Here is a 14,706-nt window from a genome sequence, read left to right as displayed (position 1 = left end):
GTCAACGACAAACCCTTGAATCTCGGTAAATGGTTTATCGATATTTTTTACCGCCCTGAGCCAGTATTGGCATGATTATTTATTTGGAAGTCCCTTAGCTTGTTCGCGATGGGACTGTTCGCTCGGCATAAAAATCAACAGCTACTTTCTAGTTTGTTCAGTAATTTAATCTTTGGCGTTGCCGATCGCAGATATAAATTTGGGTAGGAATGAACGGTTATTCTCCCTTGCCGTGTGTATCGAGATCGTCGATGAATTATGTCTCTATTCAGCAACGCCTAATTGTTTTAAGTTCTAGCTATAACATACCAATTACTGCCAGACTTAACTGGATTATAATAACTTGTAGGACTTGACAAAGTTATTATTTCCGATCGAGCAACTTCTTTCGCTCCGTCTTGGATTTTGACAAACTTTTCCACGAGTTTTTCGTCAAAGTACCATTTTTCATTAGTTTTATCGCGTAAATCCCATTCACAATCAATTACTAAGTCTTGGATTTTGTCCCAAGTTTCATAATCCAACTCTGTTTCAGGGCATAGTTCTAATTCAAACTCAATCCAGTGAATGTCTTCCGTTCTAGGAGCTATTGCTCTAACTTTGGCGACACCATCTATCTTGGCTAACTTCTGGACTAATTCCTGTACTTCAACAGGAGCAGTAGGCGATTTAAATGACTGCTTTGGTTTCAGAGGAGAAGGAGGGAATTCAAAGAATTTAAAAGTTTTTGGATTCGATTTTGAGCTTTGAAGTTCTGCTCTTGAGTTTGTGATTACTGTCATTGTCTATTCCTGCAAAAATTCATTAAGACGGTCTCTTAAAAACTTGGCTTTTTGCCTGGTAAATGCAAAATTGCCTACCAAATTTTGTGTCTGTTTTGACTCTGGCTCTTCCGCAGTAAAAGGACTATCTGATAACATCCCTGCTATTAATATCCCATCGCTCTCGTCAATAGCTATTACTACACCAGTCACCAGATAAACTTTGTTTTTTTCTACATCATTCATTTGTGTCATCCTTAGGTATTATCTTAGAAAAACTATCACAGATTCTTGGGCTTTGTTTAAAACTAGGAACTGGATATATTCATGTGGGCAGTTCCTAGTTTATAGGCAAACGCTAGCTGACACAATGGGCTGCTTTTAGGAGCTAATTATTTAAGCTGCGCCGTTTTCTGTTAGGCTACAAGTCGGTATTCGGACTTTTGTGACGAGACAAAGTAGCCTGGAACAGCATTTCCCCAGAAAACTGTATAGCAAGCTACACAATACTTCTGTTTGACTTTCTTTTGAGTGGACTCGGAACGGTTCAATGCTGAGTAATAGTCAGATTCGTTTTGGTATTTCTCCATAAACGGCTGAGAGTTAGCTAGAGATAGTTTAGAGTTGACCATTTGGGGGCTATCCATAAACAACTAAAGTTTTTAAGAATCTTACACTAACCATTCTAAACCTTTTCATAACTCATGTGCAACCCTGTTGTAACAATACTTCCGCAGACAGTTTTTGGTTGTCCAGTCTCAAATAAGGGGTTTAGGGCGATTGGGCGAGCTGCCAACGGAAAATCGAGGGTTTCAGACTACGACCTAAACACTGTCCGGACTATTGTTATAATCCGTAAAAGTTGGTAGATTTGATGGCTAGATCAGTCCACACATTTTACACTTTTGAGATTCCCATCTTCCTTGATAGCGACAATCTTGACTGCGACAGCTTGTCCTTCTTGGAGAGAACTAGCTTTTTTGGGTTCTTTTTCCGTCAGCTTAATAGTTCCCAGAATTTCATAAGTTACCTTATTTGCTTTTACGGCAATAACAGTAGCTGCCAAGATTTGACCAATTTCAAACTTTTCAGACTGCATAACTTGAGCAATTTCCGCTTGCCGCGCTGACTCGGCTACTGGCGCAACAATTTCCTCAATTGGCACAGCTTCTCTGTAATATCTCATCAGACGTGCTGACCAACCTAAAATTTCCAGCATTTTCTGCGGATTAGTTTGTTCGCTTTGAAGATACTTGGTGCAAGCTTCGTCAATATTCTGGTAATAGTCAGATGTTTTTTTGCTGTGACCGATTTGTCTGCCATTACTGACTAAGGTTTTCAAGTATTTGAAAAACCTCGCTCCCGCATTGGACTCATTGACTGAAGCGCGAAGATAGGCGATCGCCTTTCCCAATTCATTGACATCGGTTTGTTCTTTTACCAGAGTTTGCGCGATCGCGTGAGCAATTCCCCACTGGTGTTCGGTCAAAGATTCTGTGACTAATTCAGTATTCGACATCTTTAATACATTCCTGTTGGAGGTTCGCGATCGGTCGGATATTTTAACACTTCAGCTAGTTGTTGCAGTTGAGTTGCTTGCACTAAGCTAGAATGAGCAGCTTGAATATTTTTCTGCATGAACTGTTGCAATTTTGTGCCCGTTATGCTCTCAGATTCTGGAGGATTGTAGGAGGAATAGCGATCGCGCAAATCTCCCTGATTCTGCAACACCTTTGCTGCTGTTACCTCCACAGTCATCGTTCCCATGCCGATCGGCTTTCCGCCACCTACCTTAAGTGCGATCGCATATTTTGGATCTTGGCCCAGCACAATCAAAAGCGTTCCCAACTCTGCTGGCGTTAAATTTTTGAATTGTATCTGTGTTTTAAAAGTATACTCTTTAGCAGCTTGCTGAACAGTAATGCCTTGATTTTGACCTTTGTCGATCGCTCTAATTGTGTGATAATAAAACTTGCGTCCAGCTACATTACCTCTTTGGTTAAAATATGCTCTTCTTTGGTCAGGACGGGGACGATATAAAGATGGCATAAATCCAGTAGCAAAACCTGTTTTTTCGCATTTAGCATCGCTGAATTCAATTAGCCCTTGCCAATCTAAAGCACCGAATACTTGACTTGCCGGACAGAGTTCTTGTTTATTTTTACAAGGCAGGCGATCGGACGGAATTTTATCTTTGTATCTTGATGTAATTACTGCTAAAGTGCTATTAGTAATGGCTTCGTATGCCGATCGGATGCAGCCTTTGAGAGAACTACCTTGAATTGATAGTTTTTGGTCAATATTTTGAACCATTGTTTTGATTAAAGGGACGCGGCTGCCTATGTCGCTACCCATGACAACTACGCCTGTAGAGACGTGCAAAGTAGTCTGAACTTTCAAAGTGATAAACAAAGTTCCGTGCAGGCGATCGACCAAATATTTGTGATGTCCGGCAGGAGCTTTTTTCGGCGGGTGTTCATTGGGAAAACTAATTAATTCATAAGGTTTAGGTACTCCCATTTCCCCAGCATAGTTATTAGAAACTGGGCGGCTTGGTGGCGGTGTAGAACCTCGGAGTTTAGGTACGGGATTATTAGTCATTTTTTACTCCTGACGGTGAGGGCGACAAAATGAACGGTGGCAGTTCTTTGGTCTTGAAAGTATCGCTGACCTATGCTAATATCATTAGATTCGATTTTTTCATCATTTTTTCCTTTATAGATAAAAGTTTTAGGGAATTTGGGTTCGTCAAGGCTGTGAAAGTAAGCAGCGCGATCGCAGCATTCCCAATTTTCGCCGATCGCCTCAAATCCCTCTAAATCGGCTGGAACCCGGCTCAGGATTAACGCTTCATATACACTTCCCTGCTTTTTCCAGCGCAATTCGCGATCGCTATTAAACATCTGCCCTTCAAAGCCCAGAGAAAACTCATCGGGCAATTTCCTGCAAATGCCACTGACTGCGTGGGGCGATCGCACAAAATAGTAACTTTCCTCAGTTGCTAACTCTTCTAGCAACTTTTTGACTTCATCCGGTGATAAACGCGATCGAACATATACAAAACCTGTATTCATGCTACAGCACCTGTTAAAAGCTTACTCCAAGCAGAAACTGCACATTTAAATAAATTGGGTACACCAGTCTCACCATCACCTTGCCATTTTAGCTGCACTCCAAAACCTAAATCCATTGGTTCAGCAGCAATTGGAGTTTGTTCGCGATCGGGTTGAGAAAAGCCGTAATTTCCGGCTTCATCAGCCTCTAAAAACTCTCCTGCACCCAGCAAGAAAGCGTGTCCCCATCGACCGGATTTTACTATTTGTTTAATTTGGCGATTATCTTTATCTAATATACAACCGGGATACTGAACCACAGCCGAGTTATATTTAACTATGACTGTGCCCAAACCGCGAGATTTAGCAAAACCAATCCCAAACCAGCCATCATTTAAGTCTCGCAAAACTAAGCCAATTAAGCCTAATTGTGCTAACGAAAAGTTTTTGAGATGTATTTTGGTGCGAAATTCTCCAGCGGTGCAGACTTGATAGTTAAAGGGGCCGACTGCTACGGAACCGAAAACGCGATCGATCGCGACTCCATTTCGTTCTTGAATTTTAAGCTGTTTCTTATCAATTGGGTGAGCATCTTCTATTCTAAGTCTGCTAGCAATTGAAGTGTTGCCGAAAATGCGATCGGTAAATGAAGATAACTTGTAAATATCGCTGGATGATTTCTTCTGTAAGTAATCGTAATTGTCATTCAATGGATCGTTAGCCCAGAGAATGTCTGGATTATTAGGATTACTATCTGTTCCTATGGTTCTGACAATTCTCTCAGCATGAGCGCGAATAGCACCTTTTAAACTGCTTCCCGGTAGATAAATTGACTTGCCTCCTGCGTGGTAAGTCTCGACAAATTCCATATCCGGTTTAGTCGGATCGGCTCCTTCTTTACCGGATTTTATCAGAATCGGCCCGTCAGGAATGAGAGTTAAGTCAATGGTACAATGATTGACAAATCGTTTGTGCATAGTTTAGTAGGTCGAGAGATGATTTAGAATTAAGCAGCTACTAACTCATTTAGCTGAATTTCGCATTGCTGAAAAACATAGTTAACGGCAGCAAAGAGTCGATCGATTTCTTGAATTGTATAGGATTTTCTATTGCATATAAATTGATCTCCTTCAAGTTTGCCAAATTCCCAAAGTTTACCGTGCGAAACAATTCCAAAGATAGTGTTATTTTTTTGATCGCCAGTCTGCTGTGCAACAATCATTTCAACAAGACATTGAACCCACCCTTCATGAAATCTATCTTGCTTAGCATCGACTAATACCAAATAAGGTTTATCAAAAACGACTTTTCCCAAATGAGATCGTTTAGCCAAAATATATTCAGGAAACCTGTCAGGGTTTTCGCAATCCGTGAGATATTTATGACTCCACAAAACAAACTTAGTACGATAATGTTTCCAAACTTCTTTAATAACTGGATAAATCAAGTTCTCACAAATTGTAAATTCTGAATCATCAGGTAATCCATCCTCCATGACAATTTTCAAATCTTCTAGAAAGTAGCTAGGGATACTCAACTCAGTTTCGCCGATGAAATTGACTTCTGTGTAGTAAATCTGAAATTTTTGAAGAACTTCGCCGAGTTCTTGATAATTGCTAAAAGCCATATTTACCTCATTGTGTCTGAGTTAGAGTTTCAGATGATTTTGCTTGTTGAGGAGTCAGTCGATCGATCAGCTTTTGTACCCACTCATCTTTATAATCTGCCGCATCTTCATAAGCCGTTTCATCTCCCATGACTAACTTTTGTAAGTATTCTAACAAAAATTTGGGATGGTTTTCGACATCAACCCAGCGCATTTTATCAATTTCTAGTTTAACCACACCTAAGCCGCGCGATCGTCCGCCTCCGAGAGGTATTTGTTCTGTCTCAAATTGGTGCAAACCAATCATCAATAAACCCAATTCCCAATCGTGAGCATTTTCAACTACTGCTTTAAAATCAAACGGTGTTGCGGCGGGGACAACTTGGTAGTCGTAAAGTTTGCCATCTGCGGCGGTTTCTGTGTCTCTGTCAATGGCTACACCATCTCGTTCTTGATATTGTCCAAACCACGCATCGGGTTGTACGGTTAAGTCGCGAACTTGGAATTTACTAGCCATCCAAGGAGTGCCAAATAAACTACCAATATCGTCGGTTATACCGATGAGTTCTTGTGTTAAATTTAAGTCATTATTTTTGTACTTTTCTTTGAAAGCTTTGACTTGATTGTTTCTAGTTGAAGTTGTGTAGTTAGCCGGATCTTCTGCTAAATTTGGGTCAATACCTCGAAGGAAGCTCTCTAAGCGCGATCGCAGAGCACCTTTAAAGCTTGAACCGGGAATTAAAGGTCTACCCAAAGCATCTTTGATTACTGGTAAATCGGAGCCGATGGGCTCAGTGGAACGTCCGGCACTAATGCGTAATGCCGTTACTGTTGTAAGTGTTCCTGTGATTTCCAGTCGATTTTTGAATGTATCAAACATAAACTTACCTACGTAATTAAGTTAATTCAGACTTAACCAACTGAACACATCAATTATTTCACAAATTCCATACGCATGAAAGGAGCATACGATCGCCGTTCAGTTGTAGGATCGACTGTAACCTTACTTGCATATTTTGGACCCTCCTGATCTTCGCGGATTGCTCTCCACACCAGCATACGCCAATCTTCCACAGATACTAAATAGCGATCGGTTGTTCTACCAGGCTTGAGCCAGCGCAACCCATTCCCAACGTTAATATGTTCATATTGTTGAAAACCATCTTTGGAACTAGCAGCCTTCAACAAAAAAGCAAATGGATCACACTGTCTTAGTTGTGCCAGATTATCAAAACAATCTCTAATAGCTTTTTGAGAAAGAAAGGGGACTAAAACTGAAGGTTTACGCATTTCCTCAAGAAACAAGAAACCTACACCAGAAATAGTTACTCCTTCCTCGGAAAACTCAATTAGTGGCTTAAACGCTTCTCTTTCAGAATAAGGGACATTATTTTCCCATTCTGCTTGAGTAATTGCTGTCTCACGCTCAATCTTTTCTAGTAAATCTTTATAAGCTTCAAATTGCGATCGCTTAAATTCTACAGGAAGTGGAGGTAATTCTATAACTGTAGTTGACTGTTCAAAAATATAATCACACTTAACTCCTTTCAACATCCCCAGTAAAACTGTGTAAGGAACCAGTGCTTTATATCCTCCAGTCGGATTCAGAATAATATTACTTGCCTCATAGCTATTAACTTCTTTAATAATGCGCTGTACAAATTCAACTACTCCTGTTGTTCGGAAAAGATCGGGATCTATAACTTGAAGCCCCGGAACTGATTCTGCTTTGGCATATATACCCTCCCAATGATGTTTTAGATATTTCTCAACCGCAAGAGCGCAGCAATATCCGTCGTCCGTACTTGAAGCAAGCAAAATTATTCTATCTTGATTGGTAATCCCAATCCGAACAAGAGAATGAATTTCCGCGGATAAGTCGTTCTTCAAGCTTTCTCCTTCTGGACGGATATCACGGAAAGTAGAAAATATTGTTTCAGCAGCACATTCCATACTTTGTTGCTGTCTAACCCAATTAGTTAGCTCCCGCGGTTTAACTCCTGAAATTTTTCTGGCAGCGCTGATACCCACGGAGCATATAACTGTCTTAATCATTTCAAAATCTCCTATTAATTTATGGAAGACTGTTATAGATAGTTAGAGATTTTGTCCATCTTTCAAATACTTGAGATGTCGAGAGCCATAACCTAAATAACGGCGAATTAGTTCCAGCCAAATAGGTTTAAAGTCAGTTTGAGAACATTCTGCAATTATTCCAGCACTATTTTTAATGTTACCATCAATATCTTGAATCAGCCTTGTCGCTAAAGATTCTTCCCCCCTTCCCCATTTTCTATCTCTTCCTACTTGATATCGCACAAAGTTTTTAATAACTTCTGCACTATCAGTTGTGTCAGCAACGCGGACTAAGTTGCGGAACTGTGATTCCTCTAGTTCTTCTTTTCCCGACTTGCCATATTGACAAGTATCTAAAGCATCCTGAATCCAAATGACTAGATCGTCTTCTACTTGGCGAATAGATCTTTGTACTTCTAACTCTATTTTTTGCTCTGTGCTTATACTCATACTGGCTTGTCTCTAAATATAAGGTGAAAATCGTTGCAAATTTGAATTTGACCGAAGCCTTCAGAAGTTCGATCGCCCAATCCCCTCATTTCCAACTCTCCCAATCTCTGAATCCAAAGCTCTGGTTGAGTTGTACTGAACAAATAAACCGCTCCTTTCGTGGTAATCAGCTCTACATCTTTCATCAACCCCCAGCCCGCATTCCAACCAGACAGAAAATCATAACTGCTGTAAGCCGCCTCCAAACGCAAAGATTTATCTTGAGCTTCAACCCCTGCAAACTGGTGCAACATCTTTTCAGATATTACAGTTGTACGTCGCCAGTTTTCAGTCAGTATAGCATCAGATTGCAAGTCCAGGGTGAAGTAAGTTAGCTTTGTTGGTGACTCTTTAATAGGACTGCCAAAAACTACCCATTTGTCCCAACGCTCTTTTAGCCTTTGATTGAATTCATCGATGCGATCGCTCACATCTATCTTAGCATCAACAGGATTTTTTGTCTGAATTTCAACTTTCCCCAATCCTCTGGAAGTCGAACCGCCCAACCGAAAATTTTGATGGCGATCCTGAATGAAATTTCGCAGAGATTCTGCTAAATCGTCTTCCACTAAAATCGCACCTAGATAGTAAACAGGATTTTGTTTGGTTTCCTGAGATTCATTCAAAACTTCCAGGCTGTAAAGTATTTCTTCCTCCGATGTAGCCCTGCGACGATTAATCCCAACTCGCGTTAGTAGGCGTTTGTTGACCTTAAGACTGTGATACATATCGTCGAATTTACCATAAAAAGTAATTCCAGCAGAATCGACTCTCCCTCCATCTTTTGGGCAATTTGGATCGTAGGGATGTCCATAACCTTCAGCACAAAAGCGATCGATTAAAGTGTCAAAAACGCCATTTCTTTCTGGATCGTCCTCTTCCTCTTTGAAACCAGGCTTATTTTTAGAACTGAGTGCTGTTGCAGGTAAAACTCCATATTCTTCAAATGTATCTTTAGAGACTAGATCGCCATCAAATATCAGTGCTGGATAAGCATTTTGAAAAATTGCGGGATGTTCACTCAAGAATAAAGCTTGAAAATCGCCGCCATTTTTGGTCAAATCAGTCGATCGCCCATTTGATAGATCCAAAATCTGAGCAGCCACAGCACCCCGAATCACCGTACCGGGGATATAGTCTACAGCTTCGCTAATCGAACCTCCCGGTTTCTGGCGCGCGATCGCCAAAGGAGACAAAACCTTAATTTCCAGTTCAATTCGCTGCATTTTCCCCTCCCTTCGCTAGACAATCCCAATCTGCATCAGTAACTTCAAAATTCGGTAAAGTTTCCCAACTCAGCCATCCCAAACCTGCCGATTTACTTCCACCTAATGCGTGAATGTGCTTGAAACCAGCCAACATCAGAGGTTTCGCATAACTGGGACAATTTGGTAACAGATGAATTTGACCTTTAAACTTCAGTGAAACATTCGGCGGAGAAGTCTCTAAAAAGTAAAGTTTGTTTTCTTCAGCGGTGCGACGGCGGCGATTAATTGTGACTCCCGGACGTATAAATTCAGCTAAATTTTCCGGGTCTTCTGTGCAAATTAAGTCGTCAATAATTATGCGCGACGGCAAAACTGGATCGCCGAAAATTTGACTAATTAAACAGTGATAAGTATCATTATATCCTAATACTTCGTATTCGTTGCGCTTAAATTTATTCGGTGCATTCTCTCTGCGGACAACCATTTTACCGGCATTCGGAGATTCGCAAATTTCCCACCCCAAACCTCTCGCAATTTTCTCGCATTCGTGACGGAGGCGGCCTTTGATTTGAGAACCGGGAATTAACAAGTTGTCTTCTGAATTGCGGACGATCGGCTTATCTGCTAGGGAACCGGAGGAACCGCCGGCACCTACGCACAAAGCCGTATCAATTACTGCTGTAAGTGTATAAGTTTCAACTAAATTTGAAAGTTCATTGAGAACAATCATGAGTCTACCTCCATATTTGCTAATTCTTCGGAAATTGGTTCGGAATCTTCTTCAATGAAATCGTAAATATCCACAAGTTCTCGCCAGATGGTTTCATAAACTCCCTCTTTTAAATCGAACATCCAAGGAGCTAAATTTCCCTTATTTTCTTTGTCTTTTGGTTTGCACCAAGCATCCTCAAATTCTGCTCTTAATTCTGCCTTGCCTTGTTTCAGTCTGGTTCGGAAATAGCGGTAATTGAGGATTGTCGTTTGTTTTCCTCGTTCTAGAAAACTGCGAATTTGATAGAGTTGCGATTTGGGAAATTCAGCTTTTTGCAAAGCTTTGACAGATTGAATTAATCCACCTATTTCATGTAAGGTATAAGGTGCAGCATATAGCTTCAGTTTGGCTCCTCGATTCATCGTTAAACCTTCTTTACGAAAATCTTCAATACTCGATGCAATCATGGTGACAGATTTCATTACTAAAAAATCTATGGTTCCTCCCAAATATCCAGCATCTTTCAATGTTTTGCCAGATTTTTTAGCTGATTTGAGGAGCTGATTTGTCAGCTTCTGAGCGTAATAAATTGGGGTATCCTCTGCTGTAATTAAGACTCCTGCTGACATACTTAACTTGCAATGAGAAGGAGTTGCTTTTTCTGGTGAATAGCGGTGTGCTGCGTAACTAGGACGGCTATTATCTAGTCTATAACCACCTGTTTGTAGCAATATATTTTCAAATTCTTCGCCGATGGTTTTAGCGATCGCCAAAGCTCGATCGGCTGGCACAATCAACATCACATCATCGCCGCCGATCGCCAAAATCTCAAAAGGATGAATCCAGCGATCGTTGCGGTCTTCGTTATCTGGATCGGTTAAATTGTTCAGTAGATGAGGTCTGAGATGCTCTGCTAATGCTTTATAAACAGATTGTTCAGTTGCTTGGAAAATATTTTCACTGAATTTCTTGTACTCTTGTGGAGTTTGAATTTGCTGAATGTAGCCGCCCATATTATTGCCATCTGCATAAATATAGGCGACAAAACCTTGAGAAGCATTGCCAATTTCTCTGAGAGATCTGGCTTCTTCAGGCTGAGGATCGATGGTATAATAGTCGCTAGCTAGTTGACTATTTTCTGGCTTATTTAAGTAATCCTCAAATTCTGCTACCCAACTTTTAATTCTAATGCCAGTCGGCTGCCAATCAAGACCTAGATTTGTAAACCAAGTCGGTAAATTTTCCTGAAATACCTCTCGTTTAGCTATTTGACCTACAATCCGCTTGCGAACTAATGATTCAGATAGTGATGGATTGCCCGGAAGATCGCTAATTCTGGCGATAGCCGATCGTCGATCGCTCTCATCTCTCCTTAAATAAGGATGCGTTTCAAACATTGGCGGATAACGACGACTGGGGCGATTAGGAAAATCATTTCCACTCCGGCGCTGATTGAATAAAATCGCCAACCTAGTAGTTAATTCGTTAAAACTTTTCCGATTCTGAAAAAAATCAACTTCTTCAGAATCATTTTTGGGATAACCAAAACAAGCTTTGACCAATTCTCTTTTAACGCGATCGGATTCAGAATTTGCCTGACGGTATTTTTCTAACCAGAAAGTATCTTGAATATTATCTGGCAACAATCCTAAGCGAATTTCTAACAGCTTAAATTTCTCTCCAACAGCACAGGAATTCGCCGTCAAAGTCTCGTAAGTATAGCGTTTTTCAATGGCATTAGCTAGATCGTCCACAAATGCAGCCGGACAAAAAGCGAGGATATTGCCGCCTTTGTAATAAACAAGTAATTCTTTAACTAAAGCTGCTTCTAAAGTGGGAAAGTTTTCCTTTAGCCATTGGGAAACTGAAACAGATTTTTGGGGTTCGCCAAAGAAAGCAGGAATATCGACTAAATTAATTCTGTCTAGTAAAGCTGACGCGCCACGAATATCCGGTAGTTTTGCCGCTTCAAATACATATTGCTTGATTTTGGTTGCGCCGCCGTAAACTAAACCAATTTTAGATTCCCACAATACCGAATGTGTCTCTGTCAGCTCGGTTAGTTTTTCGAGAGTTTGAGGAAACTCAAGTTTCTCTAGTGCCCTGACCCGATCGACAATTTCCCTCACCTGGGGCGGCACTTCCTCCCCAGAAGTCAACGCCCGTCGCATTTCCTGCAACACGCTTAGATCAAATTGAGGTTTCCGCCGATCGCCCCACGCGACACACCAAGCAATACCGATCGCAATACTGTCCATATGCAAACCACTCCTCATCCGGTATGACAGCCCAAGATTGCCTTAATAATTTGTAATTCTTCAACGTGCAACTCTATCTAATTTACTATTGTCACCTAAATTTTCCACAAAAATCAACCCCCAGAAAAATAATCCCCAACTCCCCCAACTCCCCTCAAACCAATCATTTTTCAGACATAACTGGCGCTGCACCTACCCAAAATGACAACAAATAAGGTAAAGTAAACGGCACAATAGTCTAAGGTTCTCGAACTGCCACAACTCGGCAAATTCATACTGAATCGACAAAACTCACAGATACAGGCGACATTCACCGCCAACTACCAACCCCTAACAACGACAAAAATGCAAACCTACTACTACGTTTTAGCCAGCCAACGCTTTTTGCTAGAAGAAGAAGCCCTTGATGAAGTGTTTAAAGAAAGAACTCGCAACTACCACGAACAAGAAAAACAAATAGATTTCTGGTTGGTCAAACAACCCGCTTTCCTAGAAGCACCGGCAATGGCAGCAATTAAAGCAAAATGCCCTCAACCAGCAGCAGCAATTGTTTCCACAGATCCTGTATTCATCACTTGGTTGAAACTGCGATTAGAATATGTACTTACAGGTGAATTTCAAGCCCCGTCAGCAACTATTCCCGATGCCCTCGCTTCCCTACAGACAGCATGAATAAACAAGCAAAAAAATCCACAGCGAAGTTAGGAAAATTTAGGGAAGAATTGTACAATTTTATTGTGTCTATTCCCCTATTTTCTGCTACTTCGATCGCAATTTTGACATTGACAATTTTGGCGAGTTCTGCTAAAGCTCAGTCAAGCTGCGAACCACCGAAGTCCGACGAATATCTACTGTTAATTGTCACCCGAACACCGGAACAGCAAGAAAAAGCAAAACGCTCTTTTCCCGGAAATAATGACAATACAGTTTGTCGGTACATTAATGATACTGTGACGAGGGTTGGTGGGTTTCGTAACTCGCAAATTGCGATCGATTGGGTTAAATACATCAAAGATGTTGTCGGATTGCAGGCTTACGTAGTTCGATCGCCCGCAGCAGCACTTCCCCAAAACCTGCCAGTCTACAACCCCCAGCCAGCACCAGGTTCAGAACCAATCGCCAATCCCCAGACTGGGAATAGTGGGTTCAATCCCCAAGCCCTCGGCCCCGGTTACGCCGTGTTAGTAGATTACTTCAATCAACCGGAATTAGCCGGCCAAGTCAAGCAAGCATTGGGTACGCAAGTAGGCTTAGCTTCCTACGGCCAACGTCCCTTTTTATTCGTTGCTTATACAACGGATCAAAACGCTGCTACTGCGGCGGTAAAAGCATTGAGCGATCGCGGTTTTTGGCCGATGTTGGTAGACAGCCGCCGTGTTACGGTAATTAGTCCTGCTGTTAGGTAAAACAGGACTTACGCCAGCACAATATATAGCTTGACAAAAGTGACGATCGCCCGTTAAATAGAAATGAGCGATCGTCGTATTTAAAATTTTGCAAGATGCCTTCGATACCTGCTTGAGTTGGATGTGGATCTCGATTCAAATGTTGCGATCGCACGGACAAGTTCGCAAAATTCTTATATTTCCGACTGCTGCGCCTCCAGCCAAGCCTGCAAATCCGCCCCAGTAGCAAAATCCAACAGCGCCTCACTCAAATCTTCGAGTATCGGCAAGGGAAGATTAGCAAGGCGCGATCGCATTTCCTCAGACATTTCCTGCTGTAACCGACGAGTCAATTGTCGGACAATCAGCGCACAGGCTTCTGCTTGTCGTCCTTGCTGTAATCCTTGCTGCAATCCTTGCTGCAATCCTTCCGCTTTAGCTTCTTGATAGAACCTCGTTTCCTGTAGTGTAATTCCCAACATCGATTCCACCTCCGCTCGACTTAACTGTGTAAATTTGTATGACATAATAGTCGTCAATAGTTCTATTATGTCACGGCTGGCTTCTGGGGCAACTTCTTGCTCCATTCGGCTCAGCAAATATCTTGCTTCTGCTGGTGCTTGAGCCTCTTCGACAGTCGTCAACACCATCAGCGCAATTCCCAAAGGCAAGGCCCGAATATCCCCCAACTCATCTAAGCACACCCGATGCACTTGATTGCTGTTGAGCAGAGCTCGATAAGGATAAACATCGCTTTGTTCAATGCTACGAGATGGATAAATCACCACAGCTTGCCAATCGCTATAACGACTGCGATTGCGGTAAAAATATAAAAATGATTCGCCAAACAACCTTTCGTAAAGTTGTTCATCTTTTTGAAACTGAACTTCACAAAAATAGACGATGCCTGCACCTTCAGATTCTGGTGGCAAAAATACGCCATCAATTTCAAATTTAGGTTCTTTGACTGCAACCGAGTCAAAGCGATAATTGGCAGCATTTGCTGGAGTTGTAGCCAGTAGATCGAACAGTAAAGTTGGCGCTTGCCCGAACATTTTGTAGAAGATTGAATCTCGTCGCATGAAATATTTGCAAAGAAAGAGAGATAAATTAATACTACATCATGGGGTTGGCAGATTCCTAATATGATATAAGTCC

17 protein-coding genes are annotated in these 14,706 nt (G+C 41.5%); 2 read left to right on the top strand and 15 right to left on the bottom strand.

Annotated elements, in window-relative coordinates; all coding sequences use genetic code 11:
* Window positions 1-287 precede the first annotated feature (287 nt).
* The 14 genes from JGK11_RS25170 to cas10 form a co-directional block, all read right to left on the bottom strand.
* Window positions 288-782: a hypothetical protein gene (locus JGK11_RS25170; protein WP_293174749.1), complete on the bottom strand. Its 495-nt coding sequence runs from the start codon at window positions 780-782 to the stop codon at window positions 288-290.
* Between the two features lie 3 nt (window positions 783-785).
* Entirely contained in the window at window positions 786-1,007 is a 222-nt protein-coding gene (locus JGK11_RS25165) for a hypothetical protein (protein WP_293174752.1), read from the bottom strand.
* Between the two features lie 170 nt (window positions 1,008-1,177).
* Window positions 1,178-1,408, bottom strand: a complete 231-nt coding sequence (locus JGK11_RS25160; RefSeq protein WP_293174755.1) for a hypothetical protein — start codon at window positions 1,406-1,408, stop codon at window positions 1,178-1,180.
* A 236-nt stretch (window positions 1,409-1,644) separates the two neighbouring features.
* Complete coding sequence (locus tag JGK11_RS25155) at window positions 1,645-2,280, bottom strand: hypothetical protein (protein WP_293174758.1); 636 nt, start codon at window positions 2,278-2,280, stop codon at window positions 1,645-1,647.
* Window positions 2,281-2,282: 2 nt separating this feature from the next.
* Window positions 2,283-3,362 carry an RAMP superfamily CRISPR-associated protein gene (locus tag JGK11_RS25150; RefSeq protein WP_293213284.1) on the bottom strand — a complete coding sequence of 360 codons (1,080 nt, stop codon included), beginning with the start codon at window positions 3,360-3,362 and terminating at the stop codon, window positions 2,283-2,285.
* Entirely contained in the window at window positions 3,359-3,835 is a 477-nt protein-coding gene (locus JGK11_RS25145) for a hypothetical protein (RefSeq protein ID WP_293213282.1), read from the bottom strand. The genes JGK11_RS25150 and JGK11_RS25145 overlap by 4 nt, the downstream gene beginning before the upstream one ends.
* On the bottom strand, window positions 3,832-4,791 hold the full coding sequence (locus JGK11_RS25140; RefSeq protein WP_293206133.1) for an RAMP superfamily CRISPR-associated protein: 960 nt from the start codon (window positions 4,789-4,791) through the stop codon (window positions 3,832-3,834). The genes JGK11_RS25145 and JGK11_RS25140 overlap by 4 nt, the downstream gene beginning before the upstream one ends.
* A gap of 29 nt (window positions 4,792-4,820) precedes the next feature.
* Window positions 4,821-5,441, bottom strand: coding sequence for a hypothetical protein (locus tag JGK11_RS25135; RefSeq protein ID WP_293213280.1), 621 nt, complete (start codon window positions 5,439-5,441; stop codon window positions 4,821-4,823).
* A gap of 7 nt (window positions 5,442-5,448) precedes the next feature.
* Window positions 5,449-6,300 carry a CRISPR-associated RAMP protein Csx7 gene (gene csx7, locus JGK11_RS25130; RefSeq protein ID WP_293213278.1) on the bottom strand — a complete coding sequence of 284 codons (852 nt, stop codon included), beginning with the start codon at window positions 6,298-6,300 and terminating at the stop codon, window positions 5,449-5,451.
* A 53-nt stretch (window positions 6,301-6,353) separates the two neighbouring features.
* Window positions 6,354-7,475 carry a putative CRISPR-associated protein gene (locus tag JGK11_RS25125; RefSeq protein ID WP_293174775.1) on the bottom strand — a complete coding sequence of 374 codons (1,122 nt, stop codon included), beginning with the start codon at window positions 7,473-7,475 and terminating at the stop codon, window positions 6,354-6,356.
* Window positions 7,476-7,517: 42 nt separating this feature from the next.
* Window positions 7,518-7,946: a hypothetical protein gene (locus JGK11_RS25120; protein WP_293174778.1), complete on the bottom strand. Its 429-nt coding sequence runs from the start codon at window positions 7,944-7,946 to the stop codon at window positions 7,518-7,520.
* On the bottom strand, window positions 7,943-9,211 hold the full coding sequence (csx10, locus tag JGK11_RS25115; protein ID WP_293174781.1) for a CRISPR-associated RAMP protein Csx10: 1,269 nt from the start codon (window positions 9,209-9,211) through the stop codon (window positions 7,943-7,945). The genes JGK11_RS25120 and csx10 overlap by 4 nt, the downstream gene beginning before the upstream one ends.
* A complete protein-coding gene (locus JGK11_RS25110) occupies window positions 9,198-9,923 on the bottom strand; it encodes an RAMP superfamily CRISPR-associated protein (RefSeq protein ID WP_293206131.1) in 726 nt (241 codons plus the stop codon). Before JGK11_RS25110 ends, csx10 begins: the two co-directional genes overlap by 14 nt.
* Window positions 9,920-12,181 carry a type III-B CRISPR-associated protein Cas10/Cmr2 gene (gene cas10, locus JGK11_RS25105; RefSeq protein WP_293213276.1) on the bottom strand — a complete coding sequence of 754 codons (2,262 nt, stop codon included), beginning with the start codon at window positions 12,179-12,181 and terminating at the stop codon, window positions 9,920-9,922. The genes JGK11_RS25110 and cas10 overlap by 4 nt, the downstream gene beginning before the upstream one ends.
* Before the next feature lie 327 nt (window positions 12,182-12,508).
* Here cas10 and JGK11_RS25100 point away from each other — a divergent pair, with 327 nt between their 5' ends.
* Together JGK11_RS25100 and JGK11_RS25095 are read left to right on the top strand one after the other, a co-directional pair.
* Window positions 12,509-12,835, top strand: coding sequence for an MgPME-cyclase complex family protein (locus tag JGK11_RS25100; protein ID WP_293174790.1), 327 nt, complete (start codon window positions 12,509-12,511; stop codon window positions 12,833-12,835).
* On the top strand, window positions 12,832-13,569 hold the full coding sequence (locus JGK11_RS25095; RefSeq protein ID WP_293213274.1) for a hypothetical protein: 738 nt from the start codon (window positions 12,832-12,834) through the stop codon (window positions 13,567-13,569). The genes JGK11_RS25100 and JGK11_RS25095 overlap by 4 nt, the downstream gene beginning before the upstream one ends.
* Window positions 13,570-13,742: 173 nt before the next feature.
* On the opposite strand, the gene JGK11_RS25090 is transcribed toward JGK11_RS25095, so the two are convergent.
* Window positions 13,743-14,630, bottom strand: a complete 888-nt coding sequence (locus tag JGK11_RS25090) for an Rpn family recombination-promoting nuclease/putative transposase (protein WP_293206124.1) — start codon at window positions 14,628-14,630, stop codon at window positions 13,743-13,745.
* Between the last annotated feature and the right edge of the window lie 76 nt (window positions 14,631-14,706).

The organism is Microcoleus sp. PH2017_34_RAT_O_A (assembly GCF_020737885.1).
Classification (GTDB): Bacteria; Cyanobacteriota; Cyanobacteriia; order Cyanobacteriales; family Microcoleaceae; genus Microcoleus.
This window is presented reverse-complemented; position numbering and strand designations above follow the sequence as displayed.